Source organism: Flavobacterium tructae (assembly GCF_001853485.1).
In the GTDB taxonomy this organism is placed as follows: Bacteria; Bacteroidota; Bacteroidia; order Flavobacteriales; family Flavobacteriaceae; genus Flavobacterium; species Flavobacterium tructae.
In genome coordinates this window covers 13,660-30,082 of record NZ_MIKE01000024.1, presented here as the reverse complement: position 1 = coordinate 30,082, position 16,423 = coordinate 13,660, and the positions used below count along the sequence as shown (strand labels likewise).

16 protein-coding genes and 3 tRNA genes are annotated in these 16,423 nt (G+C 35.2%); 11 read left to right on the top strand and 8 right to left on the bottom strand.

What is annotated here, in order from left to right:
- Positions 1 to 256: 256 nt before the first annotated feature.
- On the top strand, positions 257 to 1,354 hold the full coding sequence (locus BHE19_RS13675) for a PepSY-associated TM helix domain-containing protein (RefSeq protein WP_165607928.1): 1,098 nt from the start codon (positions 257 to 259) through the stop codon (positions 1,352 to 1,354).
- A gap of 101 nt (positions 1,355 to 1,455) precedes the next feature.
- On the opposite strand, the gene BHE19_RS13670 is transcribed toward BHE19_RS13675, so the two are convergent.
- The 3 genes from BHE19_RS13670 to BHE19_RS13660 all read right to left on the bottom strand — a co-directional run bounded on the left by BHE19_RS13670 (position 1,456) and on the right by BHE19_RS13660 (position 1,763).
- Positions 1,456 to 1,538 (bottom strand) — tRNA-Leu (locus BHE19_RS13670).
- Between the two features lie 41 nt (positions 1,539 to 1,579).
- Positions 1,580 to 1,652 (bottom strand) — tRNA-Lys (locus BHE19_RS13665).
- A gap of 38 nt (positions 1,653 to 1,690) precedes the next feature.
- A tRNA-Lys gene (locus tag BHE19_RS13660) sits at positions 1,691 to 1,763 on the bottom strand.
- A 127-nt stretch (positions 1,764 to 1,890) separates the two neighbouring features.
- Between BHE19_RS13660 and BHE19_RS13655 the strand changes: the two genes are divergently transcribed.
- Entirely contained in the window at positions 1,891 to 2,409 is a 519-nt protein-coding gene (locus tag BHE19_RS13655; protein WP_070907575.1) for a shikimate kinase, read from the top strand.
- Here BHE19_RS13655 and BHE19_RS13650 read toward each other — a convergent pair.
- Both BHE19_RS13650 and BHE19_RS13645 read right to left on the bottom strand, forming a co-directional pair.
- The gene (locus tag BHE19_RS13650) at positions 2,401 to 2,901 is read right to left on the bottom strand and encodes a phosphoribosyltransferase domain-containing protein (protein ID WP_017498452.1); all 501 of its coding nucleotides are present in this window, start codon (positions 2,899 to 2,901) and stop codon (positions 2,401 to 2,403) included. The two genes, BHE19_RS13655 and BHE19_RS13650, sit on opposite strands and share 9 nt — an antisense overlap.
- A gap of 130 nt (positions 2,902 to 3,031) precedes the next feature.
- The gene (locus BHE19_RS13645; RefSeq protein ID WP_017498451.1) at positions 3,032 to 3,421 is read right to left on the bottom strand and encodes an RNA-binding S4 domain-containing protein; all 390 of its coding nucleotides are present in this window, start codon (positions 3,419 to 3,421) and stop codon (positions 3,032 to 3,034) included.
- 79 nt (positions 3,422 to 3,500) lie between these two features.
- Between BHE19_RS13645 and BHE19_RS13640 the strand changes: the two genes are divergently transcribed.
- Positions 3,501 to 4,688: an FKBP-type peptidyl-prolyl cis-trans isomerase gene (locus tag BHE19_RS13640; RefSeq protein WP_070907574.1), complete on the top strand. Its 1,188-nt coding sequence runs from the start codon at positions 3,501 to 3,503 to the stop codon at positions 4,686 to 4,688.
- A gap of 453 nt (positions 4,689 to 5,141) precedes the next feature.
- Here the strand turns inward: BHE19_RS13640 and BHE19_RS13635 are convergent, their stop codons facing one another.
- The 3 genes from BHE19_RS13635 to BHE19_RS13620 form a co-directional block, all read right to left on the bottom strand.
- Entirely contained in the window at positions 5,142 to 6,095 is a 954-nt protein-coding gene (locus tag BHE19_RS13635) for a transketolase family protein (RefSeq protein ID WP_017498449.1), read from the bottom strand.
- A gap of 75 nt (positions 6,096 to 6,170) precedes the next feature.
- Positions 6,171 to 7,019 carry a transketolase gene (locus BHE19_RS13630; protein ID WP_017498448.1) on the bottom strand — a complete coding sequence of 283 codons (849 nt, stop codon included), beginning with the start codon at positions 7,017 to 7,019 and terminating at the stop codon, positions 6,171 to 6,173.
- 251 nt (positions 7,020 to 7,270) lie between these two features.
- Positions 7,271 to 8,131 carry a polysaccharide deacetylase family protein gene (locus BHE19_RS13620; RefSeq protein ID WP_070907572.1) on the bottom strand — a complete coding sequence of 287 codons (861 nt, stop codon included), beginning with the start codon at positions 8,129 to 8,131 and terminating at the stop codon, positions 7,271 to 7,273.
- Between the two features lie 324 nt (positions 8,132 to 8,455).
- On the opposite strand from BHE19_RS13620, the gene tgt reads away from it, so the two are divergent.
- From tgt to BHE19_RS13580, 8 genes are all read left to right on the top strand, one after another.
- Positions 8,456 to 9,586 (top strand): tRNA guanosine(34) transglycosylase Tgt, encoded by a 1,131-nt coding sequence (tgt, locus tag BHE19_RS13615; protein WP_017498446.1) that lies wholly within the window; start codon positions 8,456 to 8,458, stop codon positions 9,584 to 9,586.
- Positions 9,587 to 9,653: 67 nt separating this feature from the next.
- Positions 9,654 to 10,742 (top strand): LptF/LptG family permease, encoded by a 1,089-nt coding sequence (locus tag BHE19_RS13610; RefSeq protein ID WP_026110191.1) that lies wholly within the window; start codon positions 9,654 to 9,656, stop codon positions 10,740 to 10,742.
- Positions 10,729 to 11,616: a DMT family transporter gene (locus tag BHE19_RS13605; RefSeq protein ID WP_070907571.1), complete on the top strand. Its 888-nt coding sequence runs from the start codon at positions 10,729 to 10,731 to the stop codon at positions 11,614 to 11,616. The genes BHE19_RS13610 and BHE19_RS13605 overlap by 14 nt, the downstream gene beginning before the upstream one ends.
- 112 nt (positions 11,617 to 11,728) lie before the next feature.
- Positions 11,729 to 12,682, top strand: coding sequence for an acetyl-CoA carboxylase carboxyltransferase subunit alpha (locus BHE19_RS13600; protein WP_017498443.1), 954 nt, complete (start codon positions 11,729 to 11,731; stop codon positions 12,680 to 12,682).
- Positions 12,683 to 12,821: 139 nt separating this feature from the next.
- Complete coding sequence (dnaB, locus tag BHE19_RS13595; protein ID WP_017498442.1) at positions 12,822 to 14,366, top strand: replicative DNA helicase; 1,545 nt, start codon at positions 12,822 to 12,824, stop codon at positions 14,364 to 14,366.
- Positions 14,367 to 14,504: 138 nt separating this feature from the next.
- Positions 14,505 to 14,882: a hypothetical protein gene (locus BHE19_RS13590; RefSeq protein ID WP_017498441.1), complete on the top strand. Its 378-nt coding sequence runs from the start codon at positions 14,505 to 14,507 to the stop codon at positions 14,880 to 14,882.
- A 144-nt stretch (positions 14,883 to 15,026) separates the two neighbouring features.
- Positions 15,027 to 15,527, top strand: a complete 501-nt coding sequence (locus BHE19_RS13585) for a hypothetical protein (protein WP_017498440.1) — start codon at positions 15,027 to 15,029, stop codon at positions 15,525 to 15,527.
- Position 15,528: 1 nt separating this feature from the next.
- Positions 15,529 to 16,320: a sensor histidine kinase gene (locus BHE19_RS13580; RefSeq protein ID WP_070907570.1), complete on the top strand. Its 792-nt coding sequence runs from the start codon at positions 15,529 to 15,531 to the stop codon at positions 16,318 to 16,320.
- The last annotated feature ends 103 nt before the right edge of the window (positions 16,321 to 16,423 follow it).

The window sequence follows — 16,423 nt, the reverse complement described above, 5'->3', positions numbered from 1 at the left end:
ATTTTATTTGGAACAAATTAAAATAATTTACTTTTGGCAAAAAAAACATAAAAAGAATGAGGGAATGTTACTTGATAGTTTTGTAATCACTTCTAGTCATATTTTGATGCGAAATGCTTAGGTGAGAATATAGGTGTCAGGGAAATTTTATCGACGTATCAGGTAGTTTTCTTTTTAGTGTTGAGGTTAAATTTTAATTTTTGGAATAATTTAGATGAGAAAAGTATTAAATAAAATACATCTATGGCTTGGGCTTATGTGTGGACTTGTTGTATTTGTAAGTATGTTGGCAGCTAGTATTTATGTATGGGAAAAAGAATTGTCTTCATGGTATCATAATGAAAAAATATTTGTACCCGAAGTAAAAGAGGTGGTATTACCATTGGATAGTCTTATGGTGATTGTTCAGAAAAAACATCCACTTGCTGATTATGTGGAAATTAGTAAAGACCTGAAGAAGTCCTATGTTTTTACAAGTTATGAAGAGAATACTAAACCGCATTGGACGGCCGCTTCTGATTATGCAAATTATAGTAGTATTTATATAGATCAATATACGGGGAAAGAATTAGGTGAAGTTGATTTAAGGTACGACTGGATATCTAATATGAGGTTGCTGCATCAGAACCTATTGTTGACCTACGAGGTAGGACATTATATCGTGGGATTTTCAACTGTGTTTATTTTTATCCTGGTCTTAACTGGTATTTATTTGTGGTGGCCTAAAAATAAAGCAGCATTGAAACAAAGGATATGGTTTAAATGGAAAAATACCACTAGATGGAAGCGTAAAAACTATGATATTCACAACATAGGAGGGATTTATACTTTTGTATTCATTCTGATTTTTGCTATTACTGGTTTAGTTTGGACTTTTGACTGGTGGACGAATGGGATATACAGACTTTTAGGGAACGATCCGGAAAAGGTATGGGCAAAAGTTCCTGAAATTTCCAATAAGAAGGTTGTACGGGTAAAAGATCCTTTAGAGTATATTGTTAGAGATTCGAGGTTTAAGACATCTGAGTGGATTTCTGTTGGTTTGTCTTTGCCTGAGAAATCTTCTAAGGAAGCGGTTCCGGTTACTACTTATGTTAAACATGAAGGGAATTCAGGTTGGGATGAATCTGACAGTTACACTTATAATAGTCTTTCGGCTGAAAATTATTTTACGGTAACTCAAAATGATAAAACCCTTGGGGCAAAATGGAGGAATAGTAATTATGCTATTCACACGGGTAGTATTTATGGTTTTCCTACAAAAGTATTGGCGACATTTATTTCTTTGTTCTGTGCGTTACTTCCGGTGAGCGGTTTTTTGATATGGTGGGGACGACATAAAAAGAAGCGATAATTTAGGATCGTTTTGTGATTGTTTCTAAGGAGATTAACAAGACGTAATTATCAAAAAAAAGCCTGCAAAAATATATATTTTGCAGGCTTTTTAATTTAAAGTGACCATGGAGGGATTTGAACCCTCACGCCCTTGCGAGCACCACCCCCTCAAGATGGCGAGTCTACCGTTTCTCCACATGGCCGAAAATTAAAAAAGGTCAAGTAAATTAATACTCGACCTTTGTGACCCGACTGGGGCTCGAACCCAGGACCCCATCATTAAAAGTGATGTGCTCTACCGACTGAGCTATCGAGTCAATGCTATCAAGAAACTTATATTGTGAGTCACAATTTGTGACCCGACTGGGGCTCGAACCCAGGACCCCATCATTAAAAGTGATGTGCTCTACCAACTGAGCTATCGAGTCATATTCGTTTCTTGAACGCGGGTGCAAATATAAGAAGTTTTTTTTATTATTTCCAAGCTTATTTATTATAAATTTGTCTTTTTTTAAGTAAAATTTACAACGTCTTAGTTTATAAGGTATTATTAAAATGAAAAAAATTATATTGTTAGGATATATGGGGTGCGGGAAGTCAACGATTGCCCAAAATATGTCAAAAATTACAAATATTCCATTTCTGGATTTGGACAAATGCATCGAAGACAGAACCAATTTATCAATAAATGAGATTTTTGAGAAACATGGAGAGATTTATTTTAGAAAATTAGAACATGAAATGTTTGTAGAATTGCTCCAGTCTCCTGAAAAAAGTATAATAGGTTTAGGAGGAGGAACACCCTGTTACGCCAATAATCATGAATTATTAAAAGGTGATGATGTCGTTTCAATCTATTTAAAGGCTTCTATTGAGACTTTATATGGAAGATTGGTTCATAATAAAAGCAAACGTCCTTTAATTGCTGAAATGAATGAAGAGGAAATGAAAGAATTTATCGCGAAACATTTGTTCGACAGGAGCTTTTATTACAACCAGGCCCAATATAAGGTTACGGTTGATGATAAAACTGTCGAAGAAACGGTTCAGGATATTTTAGCTATTTTAGCTTAAGAAAGCGTAGTTGTCGCCATTGTCATCAAAAACAACTTGTACGTGTTCTAATAAAGAAGTAGACAAAGAGATTCCTTTGAAATCGGCTTTTACCGGATACTTCTTGTGATTTCTGTCAACCAATACTGCTGTTTTGAATTTCTTAAGCGGAACATCTAAGAAATGACGAACAGCATATATTAATGTAGTACCGGAATTTAAAACGTCATCTACTAAAACAAGGCCTTTGTTTTCGTATTCTTCTTTGGTTAATGACGTATGTATAGGTAATTGAGGATTTTGTTTGTCGACTTTAACTTCGCAAAGGGAAATCTTTAGAGTTGAAATACTTCCTAAAGATAAGGCAAGCTTTTGAGCAAAAACAGAACCATTTGAAGCAATTCCTGCAATAACAACTTCGTCTTCATCAACAAAAGTTTCGTATATCTGATAAGCGATACGCTTTATTTTGTGTTCGATTTCCTGATTGGTTAAAATGATATTTTTGCTCATGATTTATTTTTTTGCTAATATAATTAATTTAAATTCCAATATGAAAAATCCAAATTCCAATTTTGATAATGGAATTTTATGATTTTAGCTGTTTGAAATTTTTACGGACGTGAAATTTGGAATTTGAATTTTAAACGTCTTCTTCCTCGTCAAAAATCTCATTTCCATATTCGTCAATATCACGACGGTCTTTTTTGGTCGGTCTTCCGGTACCGCTTTTGCGATAATGTTCTTTTGATAGTTTTAGTAATTCCAGATGAGCATATGCTTCAGGCGGAGTTTCGTTTTTTCGGTATATATCAACCAGTTTTGCTCCAACACGGCTTTCAGGAATATCGAGTACAGTTATAATTTGTGTAATCTGATCCTTTCTAAAAGTAATTCTGTCGGTTGGAAAAACCTCTTTAGATGGTTTGGCAACTTGCCCGTTTACAGTGATATGGTTCTTTTTGCAGGCCTCCGTAACCATGTTTCTGGTCTTGTAATATCGTACACACCAGAGGTATTTATCTATTCTCATAATTTTTCTAAAATCGAAGTTAAAATCTTTACAAAAATAAATCAATATTGTATCTTGCGCACCTAAAAAATTAACAATAATGAATAAATTTAAATATTATTTTATTTTATTGCTTGCAGGTATTTCGTTTGTTTCTTGTAGTAAAAAGGATGATGATGAGGTGGTGATTACTCCGTTAAGAGATTATGCTACGCAATATAAAGCTGATAATGATTCTATTGTCAAATATTTAAAGACAAATTATATCATTGTGACAAATAGTCCAGGTAATCCGCAAGATCAGGATGTAGTGATAAAGAAAATAGTTCCCGGCGACGGAAATGTTTCCATTTGGGATCAGAAAACGTATGTTTTAGATACAAGAGACGTATATAGTAATGATGTTACTTATAAAGTCTATTATTTAACCTTGAGAAAAGGAGTTGGCAGTTCTCCAACAAATACAGATAAAATTGTATCTTCTTACTCTGGTAATTTATTGAATGGGACAGTTTTTGATACTTCTAACAATAATCAGGTAGTTTTTAATTTGTTCCCATATGCGGTTGAAAAGACAGTAATTGAAGGCTGGTCAGAGATTTTCCCGAAGTTTAAAACGGGTACTTCAAGTACGGATAGTAATGGGGTTATTACCTACAGTGGTTTTGGTGCCGGAGTGATGTTTTTGCCTTCAGGACTGGCATATTATGGTGATGTTAAAGATGCTATCCCGGCATATTCTCCAATAGTTTTTAGCTTTAAATTGTATGATCTTCAAAGAATGGATAATGAAGTAAGTACTTCAGCAAATGGTGACAGACTTGTAGTTGGAGATGGTATTCCGGATTATTTAGAGGATCTTAATGGCGATGGTTATTTGTATGATTTTGGTATCAATAAAACAAAATATCCAAATCCTCCAGCCGGATTAGCAGATGATACAGATGGTGACGGAATTTCAGACTTCCTTGATCTGGACGATGACGGAGATGGTTTTACAACCCGATTTGAAATTACGAAACCAGCAACTGAGGTGGGGATTGTAAATGGAATTAATTATGGTGCTAGTAAGTATTATCCTTGGGAGCCAACTGTAGATAATCCTCTAACTCCAAATGTTGATGAAACAGAGCCGAGAGGTATTCCTAGAAGGCCAACAGGGGCGCTTACTGACCCTAGCAAGCCGGAATCGTATACCAATGCAAGAAAATTTATAGAAGCAGATTATACGGATAAGCCAAGACTAAAGATTCATTTAGATAAAACATATCCTTTTAAGCAGAATTAAAATTTTAGCTTATAGTAAAATGTAAAACCTCGAAAGTGATTTCGAGGTTTTTTTTATGACTTGAATGACGATGCTTTTTATCTGTTTAATCAGGGATTTGAAGATATGTTTTCACGCAGATTTTGCAGATTTGTGCTTAAAGAAAGTAAATCAGTTTTAAGATTCGGTCTGAATTCCTGTGAAAATATATTTGAAATAAAAGCGTATTACAAAATGTTGTAAACCCTAATCTCAATAGATACAGGGTCTTTTTTGTTTTATACAGATTTAGAAAGAGGCATTACGAGTTTCTAAAATTAAAATCTGCAAAATCTGCGTGAAGTAAAAAGAAATTTTATAAAGATGAAGGTAAGATGAAATATGTTCTAATTCTCTCTTAAGGAGAGGTTTTAAAATGAAAGACCCCGAAAATTGCTTTTCGGGGTCTTTTTATAAAGTAAGAAAATGAAGTGATTATTTTCTTTTGATTACTCTTTCTACAGCTTCAACGATCGCCTGATTGTTTAATTTGTATTTTTCCATTAGCTGCTCCGGAGTTCCAGATTCACCAAAACTGTCGTTAACAGCAACAAATTCTTGCGGTGCAGGATTGTTTAGCGCTAATACTCTTGAAACGCTTTCACCAAGACCTCCAAGAATGTTGTGTTCTTCGGCGGTTACCACACATTTTGTTTTAGCTAATGATTTTAGAATGGCTTCTTCATCAAGAGGTTTAATGGTGTGGATGTTGATTACTTCAGCAGAGATTCCTTTTGCTTCAAGAGCTTCGGCAGCAATAAGTGCCTCCCAAACCAAGTGTCCAGTTGCAACGATAGTTACATCAGTTCCTTCGTTTAATAAAATGGCTTTTCCAATTACGAAAGGCTCATCAGCAGGAGTGAAGTTAGGTACTACCGGACGACCGAAACGCAAGTAAGCCGGTCCGTGGTGATCTGCTAATGCTAAAGTAGCAGCTTTAGTCTGATTGTAATCGCAAGTATTGATTACAGTCATTCCAGGTAACATTTTCATTAACCCAATATCTTCAAGAATTTGGTGTGTTGCTCCGTCTTCACCTAGTGTTAAACCAGCGTGAGAAGCACAAATTTTTACGTTTTTATCAGAATAAGCAACTGATTGACGGATTTGGTCATAAACTCTTCCTGTAGAAAAGTTAGCGAAAGTTCCTGTAAAAGGAATTTTTCCTCCAATAGTTAAACCTGCAGCGATTCCAATCATATTTGCTTCAGCGATTCCGATTTGAAAGAAACGTTCCGGGTGATTTTTTTTGAAATCATCAAATTTTAATGATCCAATTAAATCCGCACATAATGCTACAACATTTTCGTTCTTTTGACCTAGTTCAGTCATTCCCGCTCCAAAACCCGAACGAGTATCTTTACTTCCTGTATTTGTATATTTTTTCATTTTTGTTTTTTTGCTGTACGCAATAGGCTGTAGGCAATAGGCATAAAGCTTACTGCTTAAGGCTTAAAGCTGTTTTTAATAGTCTGCTAAAGTTGATGTGTTTTGAGCCAGAGCACTTGCCAACTGATCGTTGTTTGGTGCTTTACCATGCCATGCATGTGTGTGCATCATAAAATCAACTCCGTTACCCATTTCTGTATATAGCAAAATACAAACTGGTTTTCCTTTTCCGGTTCTTGATTTTGCATCGTTTAAACCTGCAATAATAGCTTCGATATTGTTTCCTTCTTTAATTTCAAGAACGTCCCAGTCAAAAGCTTCAAATTTTGCACGAAGACTTCCCATTGCTAAAACTTCGTCAGTTGTTCCGTCAATTTGCTTTCCGTTAACGTCTACAGTTGCAATAAGGTTGTCTACTTTTTTAGCAGAAGCATACATGATCGCTTCCCAGTTTTGACCTTCTTGTAATTCACCATCTCCGTGTAAGCTGTAAATTAAATGATTGTCTTTGTTTAGTTTTTTTGCTTCGGCAGCGCCAATAGCTACAGATAAACCTTGTCCTAATGAACCAGAAGCCATGCGAATTCCAGGTAATCCTTCATGAGTTGTTGGATGTCCTTGCAAACGAGAGTTTAGTAATCTGAAAGTGGCAAGTTCTGAAACAGGGAAATAACCGCTACGTGCTAATACGCTATAAAAAACAGGAGAAATATGTCCGTTTGAAAGGAAGAAAAGATCTTCTCCAATTCCGTTCATATCAAAACCTTCTTTGCGTTCCATAATGTTTTGGTAGAGTGTTACCAAAAATTCAGTACAACCTAATGAACCACCTGGGTGACCTGAGTTGACAGCATGTACCATTCGAAGAATGTCTCTTCTTACTTGGATAGTTAAATCGCTTAATTGTTGTGTGTTAGGCTTCATTTTATGTGTAAAAGTTAAACTGGTGCAAAAGTAATTTTTATTTTGCGGGGAGACAAATGATTTTTCGCTTTAGTTTCCTGTAAAAATGAAATAATCACTCTTTTTTGTCTTCCTACAGAGAAAAAAAGGGAATGTTTCGATTTTATAAAGTAAAAAAGAGGCGTCACCATGATTTCAAAGCCCGTTTTGTGTGTCATCCCGTTTTTATGAGATTGCAAAAAGGAGAAATGACTAATTGCCAAATTATCTCATTATCCAATTGATCCAATCTCTCGCCAGGTCACCAGTTGAATGTTATTTTCTTTCAGCTTTGTACCGCATTCTTCACTGGTAAAAAAGTCAAAGTCAATTTGTCGCCAGGCCGAACCAAAATTAGGATGATTTAGGGTGATGCCCTGCATTTCAAAATCGTCAAAAGCAGGGTGAAGCAGAAATACATTTAATCCCGGGAGGGCATTATCCAGTGCCTTGGAGTATGATTTTCTTAATTCCCCTTTATCAAAGTCCGAAAAATATCCAATCAATAAATGATCAGCGAGAAGAGTGTCTTCAAAATTGTATTTTTCGTTAGATAAACTTATGGATTCAACAAATTGTTTGTTAATGAAAACCGGAAGATTGTACTGTTTTCCAAGTTCTTTATAAATTTCTAAAATTTCAGGAGTTACACCGATGCTACACATGTGTGAATCAAGATGGGTAGGCTGTATTCCGAATTGTAAAGCTTTTTCGATCTGAGCAGTAAGTTCTTTCCTGATTTCAGGAAGTTTTGCATTATTTTTAAAATCAGTTCTGTTTTTGTAGAAATGACCATTTTGATCTGTTAAACTTGAAACCTCAGAAAGTGGAAGAACCGGACCAAATTTGTAATTCTCCCATTCGCAGGTTAAGGTGAGGTGAATACCACAATCGTACTGCGGATTGTCTTTGGCAAAATTAGCCATTTCGAAAAACCATGGACAGGGAACCATTATGCTGTAAGAGTTTACAAAGCCATTTTGCAGTGTTTTTATGGTTGCTTGATTTTCAGAATGCGACAGACCGGCATCATCAGCATGAATAATTAATAGTTTAGTATTTTCAGGATATCCAAGTTTTTGTGCTAGGTTCATTTTTTAGTTGTCTTTTTGTGTAGAGGAGATTAAGCGGATTTTCTGTTTTATCAAAATTAGATTTTTTTCATGATAAATACGCATTATGGTTTCAAGTTTCAAGTTTCAGGTTTCAGGTTTAAAAGTTTCAAGTTTCAAGTTTCAAGTTTCAGGTTTCTGTCTGCATTAAAAATAAAGTTGTCTAAATAATCTGACTATCTAAAATTCCAGCGATCCAATAATCTAACAATCCAACATCCAAATTATCTAATTTTCTAATTGCCAAATTATCTAATTAATTTTCTCTGAAATTAGCTTATCTTTGCCGACTGAAAAAAGAAACAGATGAAGTTTGATTTATTACAAAGAGATCCGCAATCTAAAGCAAGAGCGGGAAGTATTACTACAGATCACGGCGTAATCGAAACGCCTATTTTTATGCCTGTCGGGACGGTGGCTTCTGTGAAAGGAGTGCATCAGCGAGAACTTAAAGACGATATCAATCCGGATATTATTCTTGGAAATACCTATCATTTGTATTTACGTCCGCAGACCGAAATTCTGGAGAAAGCAGGTGGATTGCATAAATTTATGAATTGGGATCGTAATATTTTAACGGATTCTGGAGGATATCAGGTGTATTCCCTTTCTAATAACAGAAAAATTAAGGAAGAAGGAGTAAAATTCAAATCTCATATTGATGGTTCGTACCACTTTTTTTCGCCGGAAAGCGTAATGGAAATTCAACGTACTATTGGAGCCGATATTATTATGGCTTTTGATGAATGTACGCCTTACCCATGTGATTACAGATATGCGCAGCGTTCGATGCACATGACCCACCGCTGGTTAGATCGTTGTATCAATCATTTGGATAAAGTGCCTTATAAATATGGATACGAGCAAACATTTTTTCCAATTGTTCAGGGAAGTACTTATAAAGATTTACGTCGTCAGTCGGCAGAATATATAGCAAATGCAGGACAACAAGGAAATGCAATTGGAGGTTTGTCTGTAGGAGAACCTGCAGAAGAAATGTATGCCATGACCGAAGTAGTTTGCGAAATTTTACCTGAGGACAAACCACGTTATTTAATGGGAGTTGGAACTCCGATTAATATCTTAGAAAATATTGCTTTAGGAATTGATATGTTCGATTGTGTAATGCCAACCCGTAATGCCAGAAACGGTATGTTGTTTACAGCAAACGGAACTATTAACATCAAGAATAAAAAGTGGGAAGCTGATTTTTCTCCAATCGATGAAATGGGACATACTTTTGTGGATACAGAATATACAAAAGCTTATTTACGTCACTTATTTGCGGCTAACGAATATTTAGGAAAACAAATTGCGACTATTCACAATCTTGGTTTTTACATGTGGTTGGTTCGTGAAGCCAGAAAACATATCTTAGCAGGCGATTTCAGACCATGGAAAGAAATGATGGTTAAAAATATGAGTCAGAGACTTTAAAATAAGTTGATTTGTTTAATCGTTTATTCGGTTAAACGGTTAAACAAATAATCGATTAAACTTTACTATGTTAACGATAATAGATAAGTATATTTTAAAAAGATATTTAGCCACTTTCTCAGTGATGATTTTATTATTTATTCCAATTGGAATTGTAATCGACGTTTCTGAAAAGGTGAATAAGATGTTGGAAAATAAAATTCCGTTTACCGCAATTGCGATCTATTATTACAATTTCACGGTTTATTTTGCGAATTCCTTATTTCCGATCTTTTTGTTTTTATCTGTAATTTGGTTTACCTCAAAATTGGCCAATAATACAGAAATTATTGCCGTTTTAAGTTCCGGAATTTCATTTTCCCGTTTTTTAAGACCTTATATTATTGGCGCTTCGATCGTTTCGGTTTTTGTACTTTTAATGGGGTTTTTTATTGTTCCCGCGGCCAGTGAAGGTTTTAATAATTTTAGGTATACGTACTTGAAAGGAAACGGAAAACAGTTAATGCGTGGCGAGAATACCAATGTTTACCGTCAGATTAATGACAACGATTTTATTTTTGTCAATAGTTTTAATGAAGAGTCTAAAACGGCTTTTAATTTTACATTAGAACATTTCGAAAATGAAAAGCTAACATATAAAATTACTGCCAGCCGTATCAAATGGGATCCTAAATCTAAGACTTATGCTTTGTATGATTACACCAAAAGAACTCTTGGAGAATTAAACGATCAGATCGAAAAAAGTCCTGAGAAAAGAGTTGCTTTCAAATTTGAACTAGCCGATTTAACACCTGTAGTTTACATTGCAGAGACCCTGCCACTTGGAAAATTGATCGATTTTATTGAAAAAGAACGCAAAAGAGGCTCAGGAAATATTGATATGTATTTGGTTGTGCTTTACAAAAAGTACAGTGTACCCGTTTCGGCTTTTATCCTGACTATTATCGCTGTGGCCGTTTCGTCGATGAAACGCCGTGGAGGTATGGGGACTAATTTAGCGATCGGAATTGCAATTGCCTTTTCATTTGTGTTCTTTGATAAAATATTCGGAACACTTGCCGAAAAATCTGCTTTCTCACCTTTATTTGCTGTCTGGCTCCCGAATATTGTTTTCGGAATCCTGGCGGTTTACCTATTACGTAATGCGAAACGATAATTTAAAAAGTTATTTAAATCTTCATTTAATTGTTTTTATTTGGGGTTTTACGGCCATTCTGGGCGCTTTGATAACCATTGATGCCGAAAATTTGGTCTGGTTCAGAATGCTTCTTGCAGGAGTTTTTCTGGCGGCATTTATTGTGTACAAAAAACAATCGTTTGTAATCTCAGCCACTTCCTTTGCGAAACTGATTTTTGTGGGATTACTGATTGCGCTTCACTGGATTTTCTTTTTTAGAGCGATACACGTTTCCAATGTTTCTATAACACTTTCGATATTCTCACTCGGGGCATTTTTTGCGTCGTTACTGGAACCTCTTTTTTACGGAAGAAAGATCTTATTCTACGAAGTTTTCTTCGGATTGATTATTATTGCCGGTTTAGCATTGATTATGCAGGTCGAAGTAAAGTATCTGCATGGAATGTATTATGCATTAGCAGCTATTATTCTGGGGGTTTTATTCACTTTAATGAATGGGAAATTAATAACAGAACACGATCCTTCGGTAATTACTTTTTATGAGTTTGCTGCCGGAGTATTCTTTATTTCAATTTATTTTTTAGTACAAGGAAAATTCACTGCCGATTTTTTTACAATGTCACTAAACAACTGGGCTTTATTGCTTGTTTTGGCTTCAGTTTGTACCGCTTATGCCTTTACTGCTTCAGTGAAAGTGATGCAGAAATTAACGCCTTATACCGTAATGTTAACGACTAATTTAGAGCCTGTTTACGGAATTATGCTGGCTTATTTTATTCTTGGAGGAAAAGAAAAAATGAGTACAGAATTTTATATTGGCGCCCTGATAATTGTAATTACCGTTATCTTAAACGGTGTTTTGAAACATTATAAAAACAAGAAACAAGTGTAATAATTTCCTTATTTTTAAATTACATTTTTATATTTTAAATACGATTTAATTCAACCAATGATATAATATTTTTATATTTGCGGTTCGATTTACAAACAAAATTCAAAAATCCATGGAATATTTAGATTTTGAGCTTCCAATTAAAGAACTTGAAGAACAGTTAGAAAAGTGTGTCATAATTGGAAAAGAATCTGATGTTGATGTAACACCAACCTGCAAGGAAATCAACAAAAAATTAGAGCAAACTAAGAAAGAAATATACAAAAACCTTACAGCCTGGCAACGTGTTCAGCTGTCAAGACATCCAAATAGACCTTATACTTTAGATTATATCAAAGCACTTTGCGGAGATACATTTTTAGAGCTTCACGGAGACAGAAGCTTTAAAGATGATAAAGCGATGGTGGGTGGATTAGGAAAAATAAACGGACAGTCGTTTATGATCGTAGGTCAGCAAAAAGGTTTTAATACCAAAACCCGTCAGTACCGTAATTTTGGTATGGCAAACCCTGAAGGATATCGTAAAGCTTTGCGTTTGATGAAAATGGCAGAGAAGTTCGGAATCCCGGTTTTAACTTTAGTAGACACTCCGGGTGCATACCCAGGACTTGAAGCTGAAGAAAGAGGACAGGGAGAGGCAATCGCCAGAAATATTTTCGAAATGGTTCGTTTGCAAGTGCCTATCATTACAATTATTGTGGGTGAAGGAGCTTCAGGAGGAGCATTAGGAATTGGTGTAGGGGATAAAGTGTATATGTTAGAGAATACTTGGTATTCTGTAATTTCTCCGGAATCTTGTTCGTCAATTTTATGGAAAAGCTGGGAGTACAAAGAACGTGCTGCCGACGCTTTAAAATTGACTTCATCTGATATGAAAAAACAAAAATTAGTTGATGATGTGATTCCTGAACCATTAGGAGGAGCACACTACGATCGCGAAACAACTTTTAAAACAGTAGCGGAGTACATCACTAAAGGATATAATGAATTGAAAGACTTATCAACACATGATCTGATTGCCCAAAGAATGGACAAGTACAGTAAGATGGGGGAGTATAAAGAGTAAATTCTTACAAAACGAATTAAAATCCGAAGCCTTACAGTTTCGGATTTTTTTTTGGTTATGAACAAAAAAACATATTTATAAACAATTAATAGTTATAACTCAATAGCAATTTTTTTTTAAATTTTGTTACTTTCGCTATATGGAAAATTTCAAGAATGTAAATCCTGTAAAGGTAGATAAAACCACAATTATTAATTTAGAAAAAGGAAAACTTCCGCCGCAAGTGCTTGAATTGGAGGAGGCTGTTCTTGGGGCGATGATGATTGATAAAAAAGGGGTTGATGATGTAATTGATATTTTGCAGGCTGATGCTTTTTATAAAGATGCGCATAAATTTATTTTTGAAGCGATCGTTCAGCTTTTTACCGAAACACAGCCAATCGATTTGCTGACGGTTTCGGCACAATTGAAGAAGAATGGAAAATTGGAGTTAGCCGGAGGAGATTTTTATTTAATTCAGCTTACTCAAAAAATTGCTTCTTCTGCGCATATCGAATTCCACTCTCGTATTATCCTTCAAAAATTCATTCAAAGAAGTTTGATACGAATTTCGTCCGAAATTATCGAAGCCTCTTACGATGAAACGGCAGACGTGTTTGATTTGCTGGATCAGGCCGAATCTAAACTGTATGAAGTAACACAAGGAAATATCAAACGTAGTTCTGAAACTGCTCAGAGTTTAGTACTTCAGGCTAAAAAGAAGATTGAAGAGATTGCGAAAAAGGAAGGATTGAGTGGTGTAGAAACCGGTTTTCATAATCTGGATAAACTGACTTCGGGATGGCAGCCTAGTGATTTAATTATTATCGCGGCGAGACCTGCGATGGGAAAAACGGCCTTTGTACTTTCAATGGCGAGAAATATAGCCATTCAGTATGGGCATGGGGTGGCTTTGTTCTCTCTGGAGATGGCATCCGTTCAGTTGATTACAAGGCTAATTTCGTCAGAAACAGGATTGTCATCAGAAAAACTTCGTACCGGTAAATTAGAACCCCACGAATGGGAAATGTTGAGTACCAAAGTAAAAGATCTGGAAAAAGCACCTTTGTTTATTGATGATACACCTTCGCTTTCTATTTTTGACTTGAGAGCAAAATGCCGTCGTTTGGCTTCACAGCACGGAATTAAAATTATTATTATTGATTATTTGCAGCTGATGACTGCCGGAGGAAATAATAAAGGAGGAGGAAATCGTGAACAGGAGATTTCTACAATTTCCCGAAACTTAAAAGCCCTTGCAAAAGAGCTAAACGTTCCGGTAATTGCACTTTCGCAGTTATCGCGTGCGGTTGAAACGCGTGGATCCAGTAAACGTCCGTTGCTTTCGGATCTTCGTGAATCTGGAGCTATTGAGCAGGATGCCGATATCGTTTCGTTTCTGTACCGACCGGAATACTACAAAATTGAGGAGTGGGATGACGATGAAGCATCACCAACTGCAGGTCAGGCAGAGATTATGATCGCCAAACACCGTAACGGGGGTATCGAAAACATTCGATTGAAATTCTTAGGGCATCTTGGAAAGTTTGATAATCTGGATGATTTTTCAGGTAGTTATGATGATTTGCCATCAAAAATGAATCATGACGATAATTCTTTCATCACTAAAAGCCTGCCTTCGGCTAATGAAGCTTTCGGAAGTAATTTAAATGATGACGACGACGACAACGATGTTCCGTTTTAATAAAACAATTTAGCCTCATTTTGAGGCTTTTTTTATGCCTTTATATTAATACTTTTCCTAGAAAATTCTGTAGTTTAGCTAAACAATTGCGTAAAGCGATTAATGAATTAAATTTTAACCCAAAAACAAATTTAAATTATGTCAGAAGAAAAAAAATTAGGATCAGTTGAAGTCAGTTTGGCTGTTGGTCAGGAATGGGCTCGGAAATTTCGAAAGTCTCAGGAAGGTAAAGGAAAAGTAGATGCTTATTTAATTCCGTTAGAAAGTATCAAGCTGGTGTTAGATCAGGATATTGATGCTGTGCGTGCTTATGTAGGGATTAATAATGCCGGAGAGCAAAACTTAATGCTTGTGGGGACAAAACTGGACCCAAAAACAGGTGTTTATGTAGATGTTTTCAAAAAACAACTAGCCGCAGCCGGAGCAAGAACTGCCGGAGATGGTGAAGATGTACTTTATGATGCTTCTCGTCCTTGTCCTCCATACACCGACCCGGATAGTCCAATGAATCAATAATTGATGGATAATTTTCTAATATATTCTGGTTATTTGGTACTCTTACTTAACCTGATTTTATATACATATAGCTTTTTCCTACGGGAAAAAGCTAATGTTTTTTTTACAGTTTATGTCGTGTTTTTATGTGTTATTCAATTCACGATGGAGCTGTTATACCGTTTTCAGATTGAAAATTTATTTTTTGTAAACACCTATTTTATTGGTCAAATGGTTTTATTAGGACTGTTTTACAAATCAATTTTAGGACTAAAAAGACAAAAAGCATTTGTAAACTGGAGTCTGACTTTAATGTTGTTCGTTTTGGCCGTCCAGTGTTTGATTAATACAGAACAATTTTTTAAATTTAATTTGTTTGCCATTACGGCGACTTCTTTACTAAGCGTTGTATATGCTTTATTGCATTTTTATAATATGCTGACCGATGACAGGAAGTACTATTATTTTACAGTGGGATTGTCTTCTTATTTGTTAGTCAGTACGGTCCTTTTTTTAGTGGGTAATCTTACCCTCGGATTAAGCGATGATTTAAAATATTTTACATGGAGACTAAATGCTTTTTTCGTACTGTTGTATTATCTATTTATTTTGTACGAATGGAAAGTAAGTTTTAATCCAAAAAATAAAATTAATAATCAGATATGATATGAGTGGAAGCCCGGTTTATGAAAAAGAGATAGTTGCCATCATCTTGTACACGTCATGTTTTTTTATGGTTGTGGCATTTTTCTTAGTGGCCTTCTTTTATTTTTCGAGAAAGAAAATTATTCAGAAGGAAGTAGAGAAAAGAGATTTGGAAATTCAGTATCGAAAGGAACAATTGCATGCAGTTATTGTTACTCAGGAAGAAGAGCGAAAAAGAATTGCTCAGGATTTGCATGATGACATCAGTTCTAAGCTCAATATAGTTTCATTAAATTCACATTTACTATCCTCCCCAAATTTAACGGAGGGCGAGACAAATGAAATTACGGATACAATTATAAGTCTAACGGCTAAAGCATTAGAGAATTCCAGGAAAATTGCCCATAATTTATTACCCCCGGTTTTTGAAAAGTTTGGTCTGAATGCCGGAGTTCGGGAACTTTGTGACGAATTTGAAAGTTCTAAGGCAGTAAAAGTGCATTATCATAATGGAATTGATTTTGACTCGAATCATAATGACCGACATTTGCATATTTTTCGAATCCTGCAGGAATTAATGAACAATTCTTTGCGCCATGGAAAAGCGACCGAAATTTGGATTGATTTTAAAGTAGAAAATGAGATTCAGACTTGTTATTATAAAGATAATGGAATTGGTTTTGATAGCGAAAATGCCGAAAATCAGAAAGGATTGGGTATGAAAAATATGGATAGCCGTATTTCGTTTTTGAAAGGAACAATCGAAATTCATTCGGAAATTGGTAATGGTATTAGCGTAGTTTTTACTTTTTAGGTTAAAAAAGGACAATAAAATAGGTTTTTACCTAATATATTATGGTTGTAGTACTCTTTTCTGATTCATATTTTGTAATTTCGGTGTACCAAAAGACCAAAAA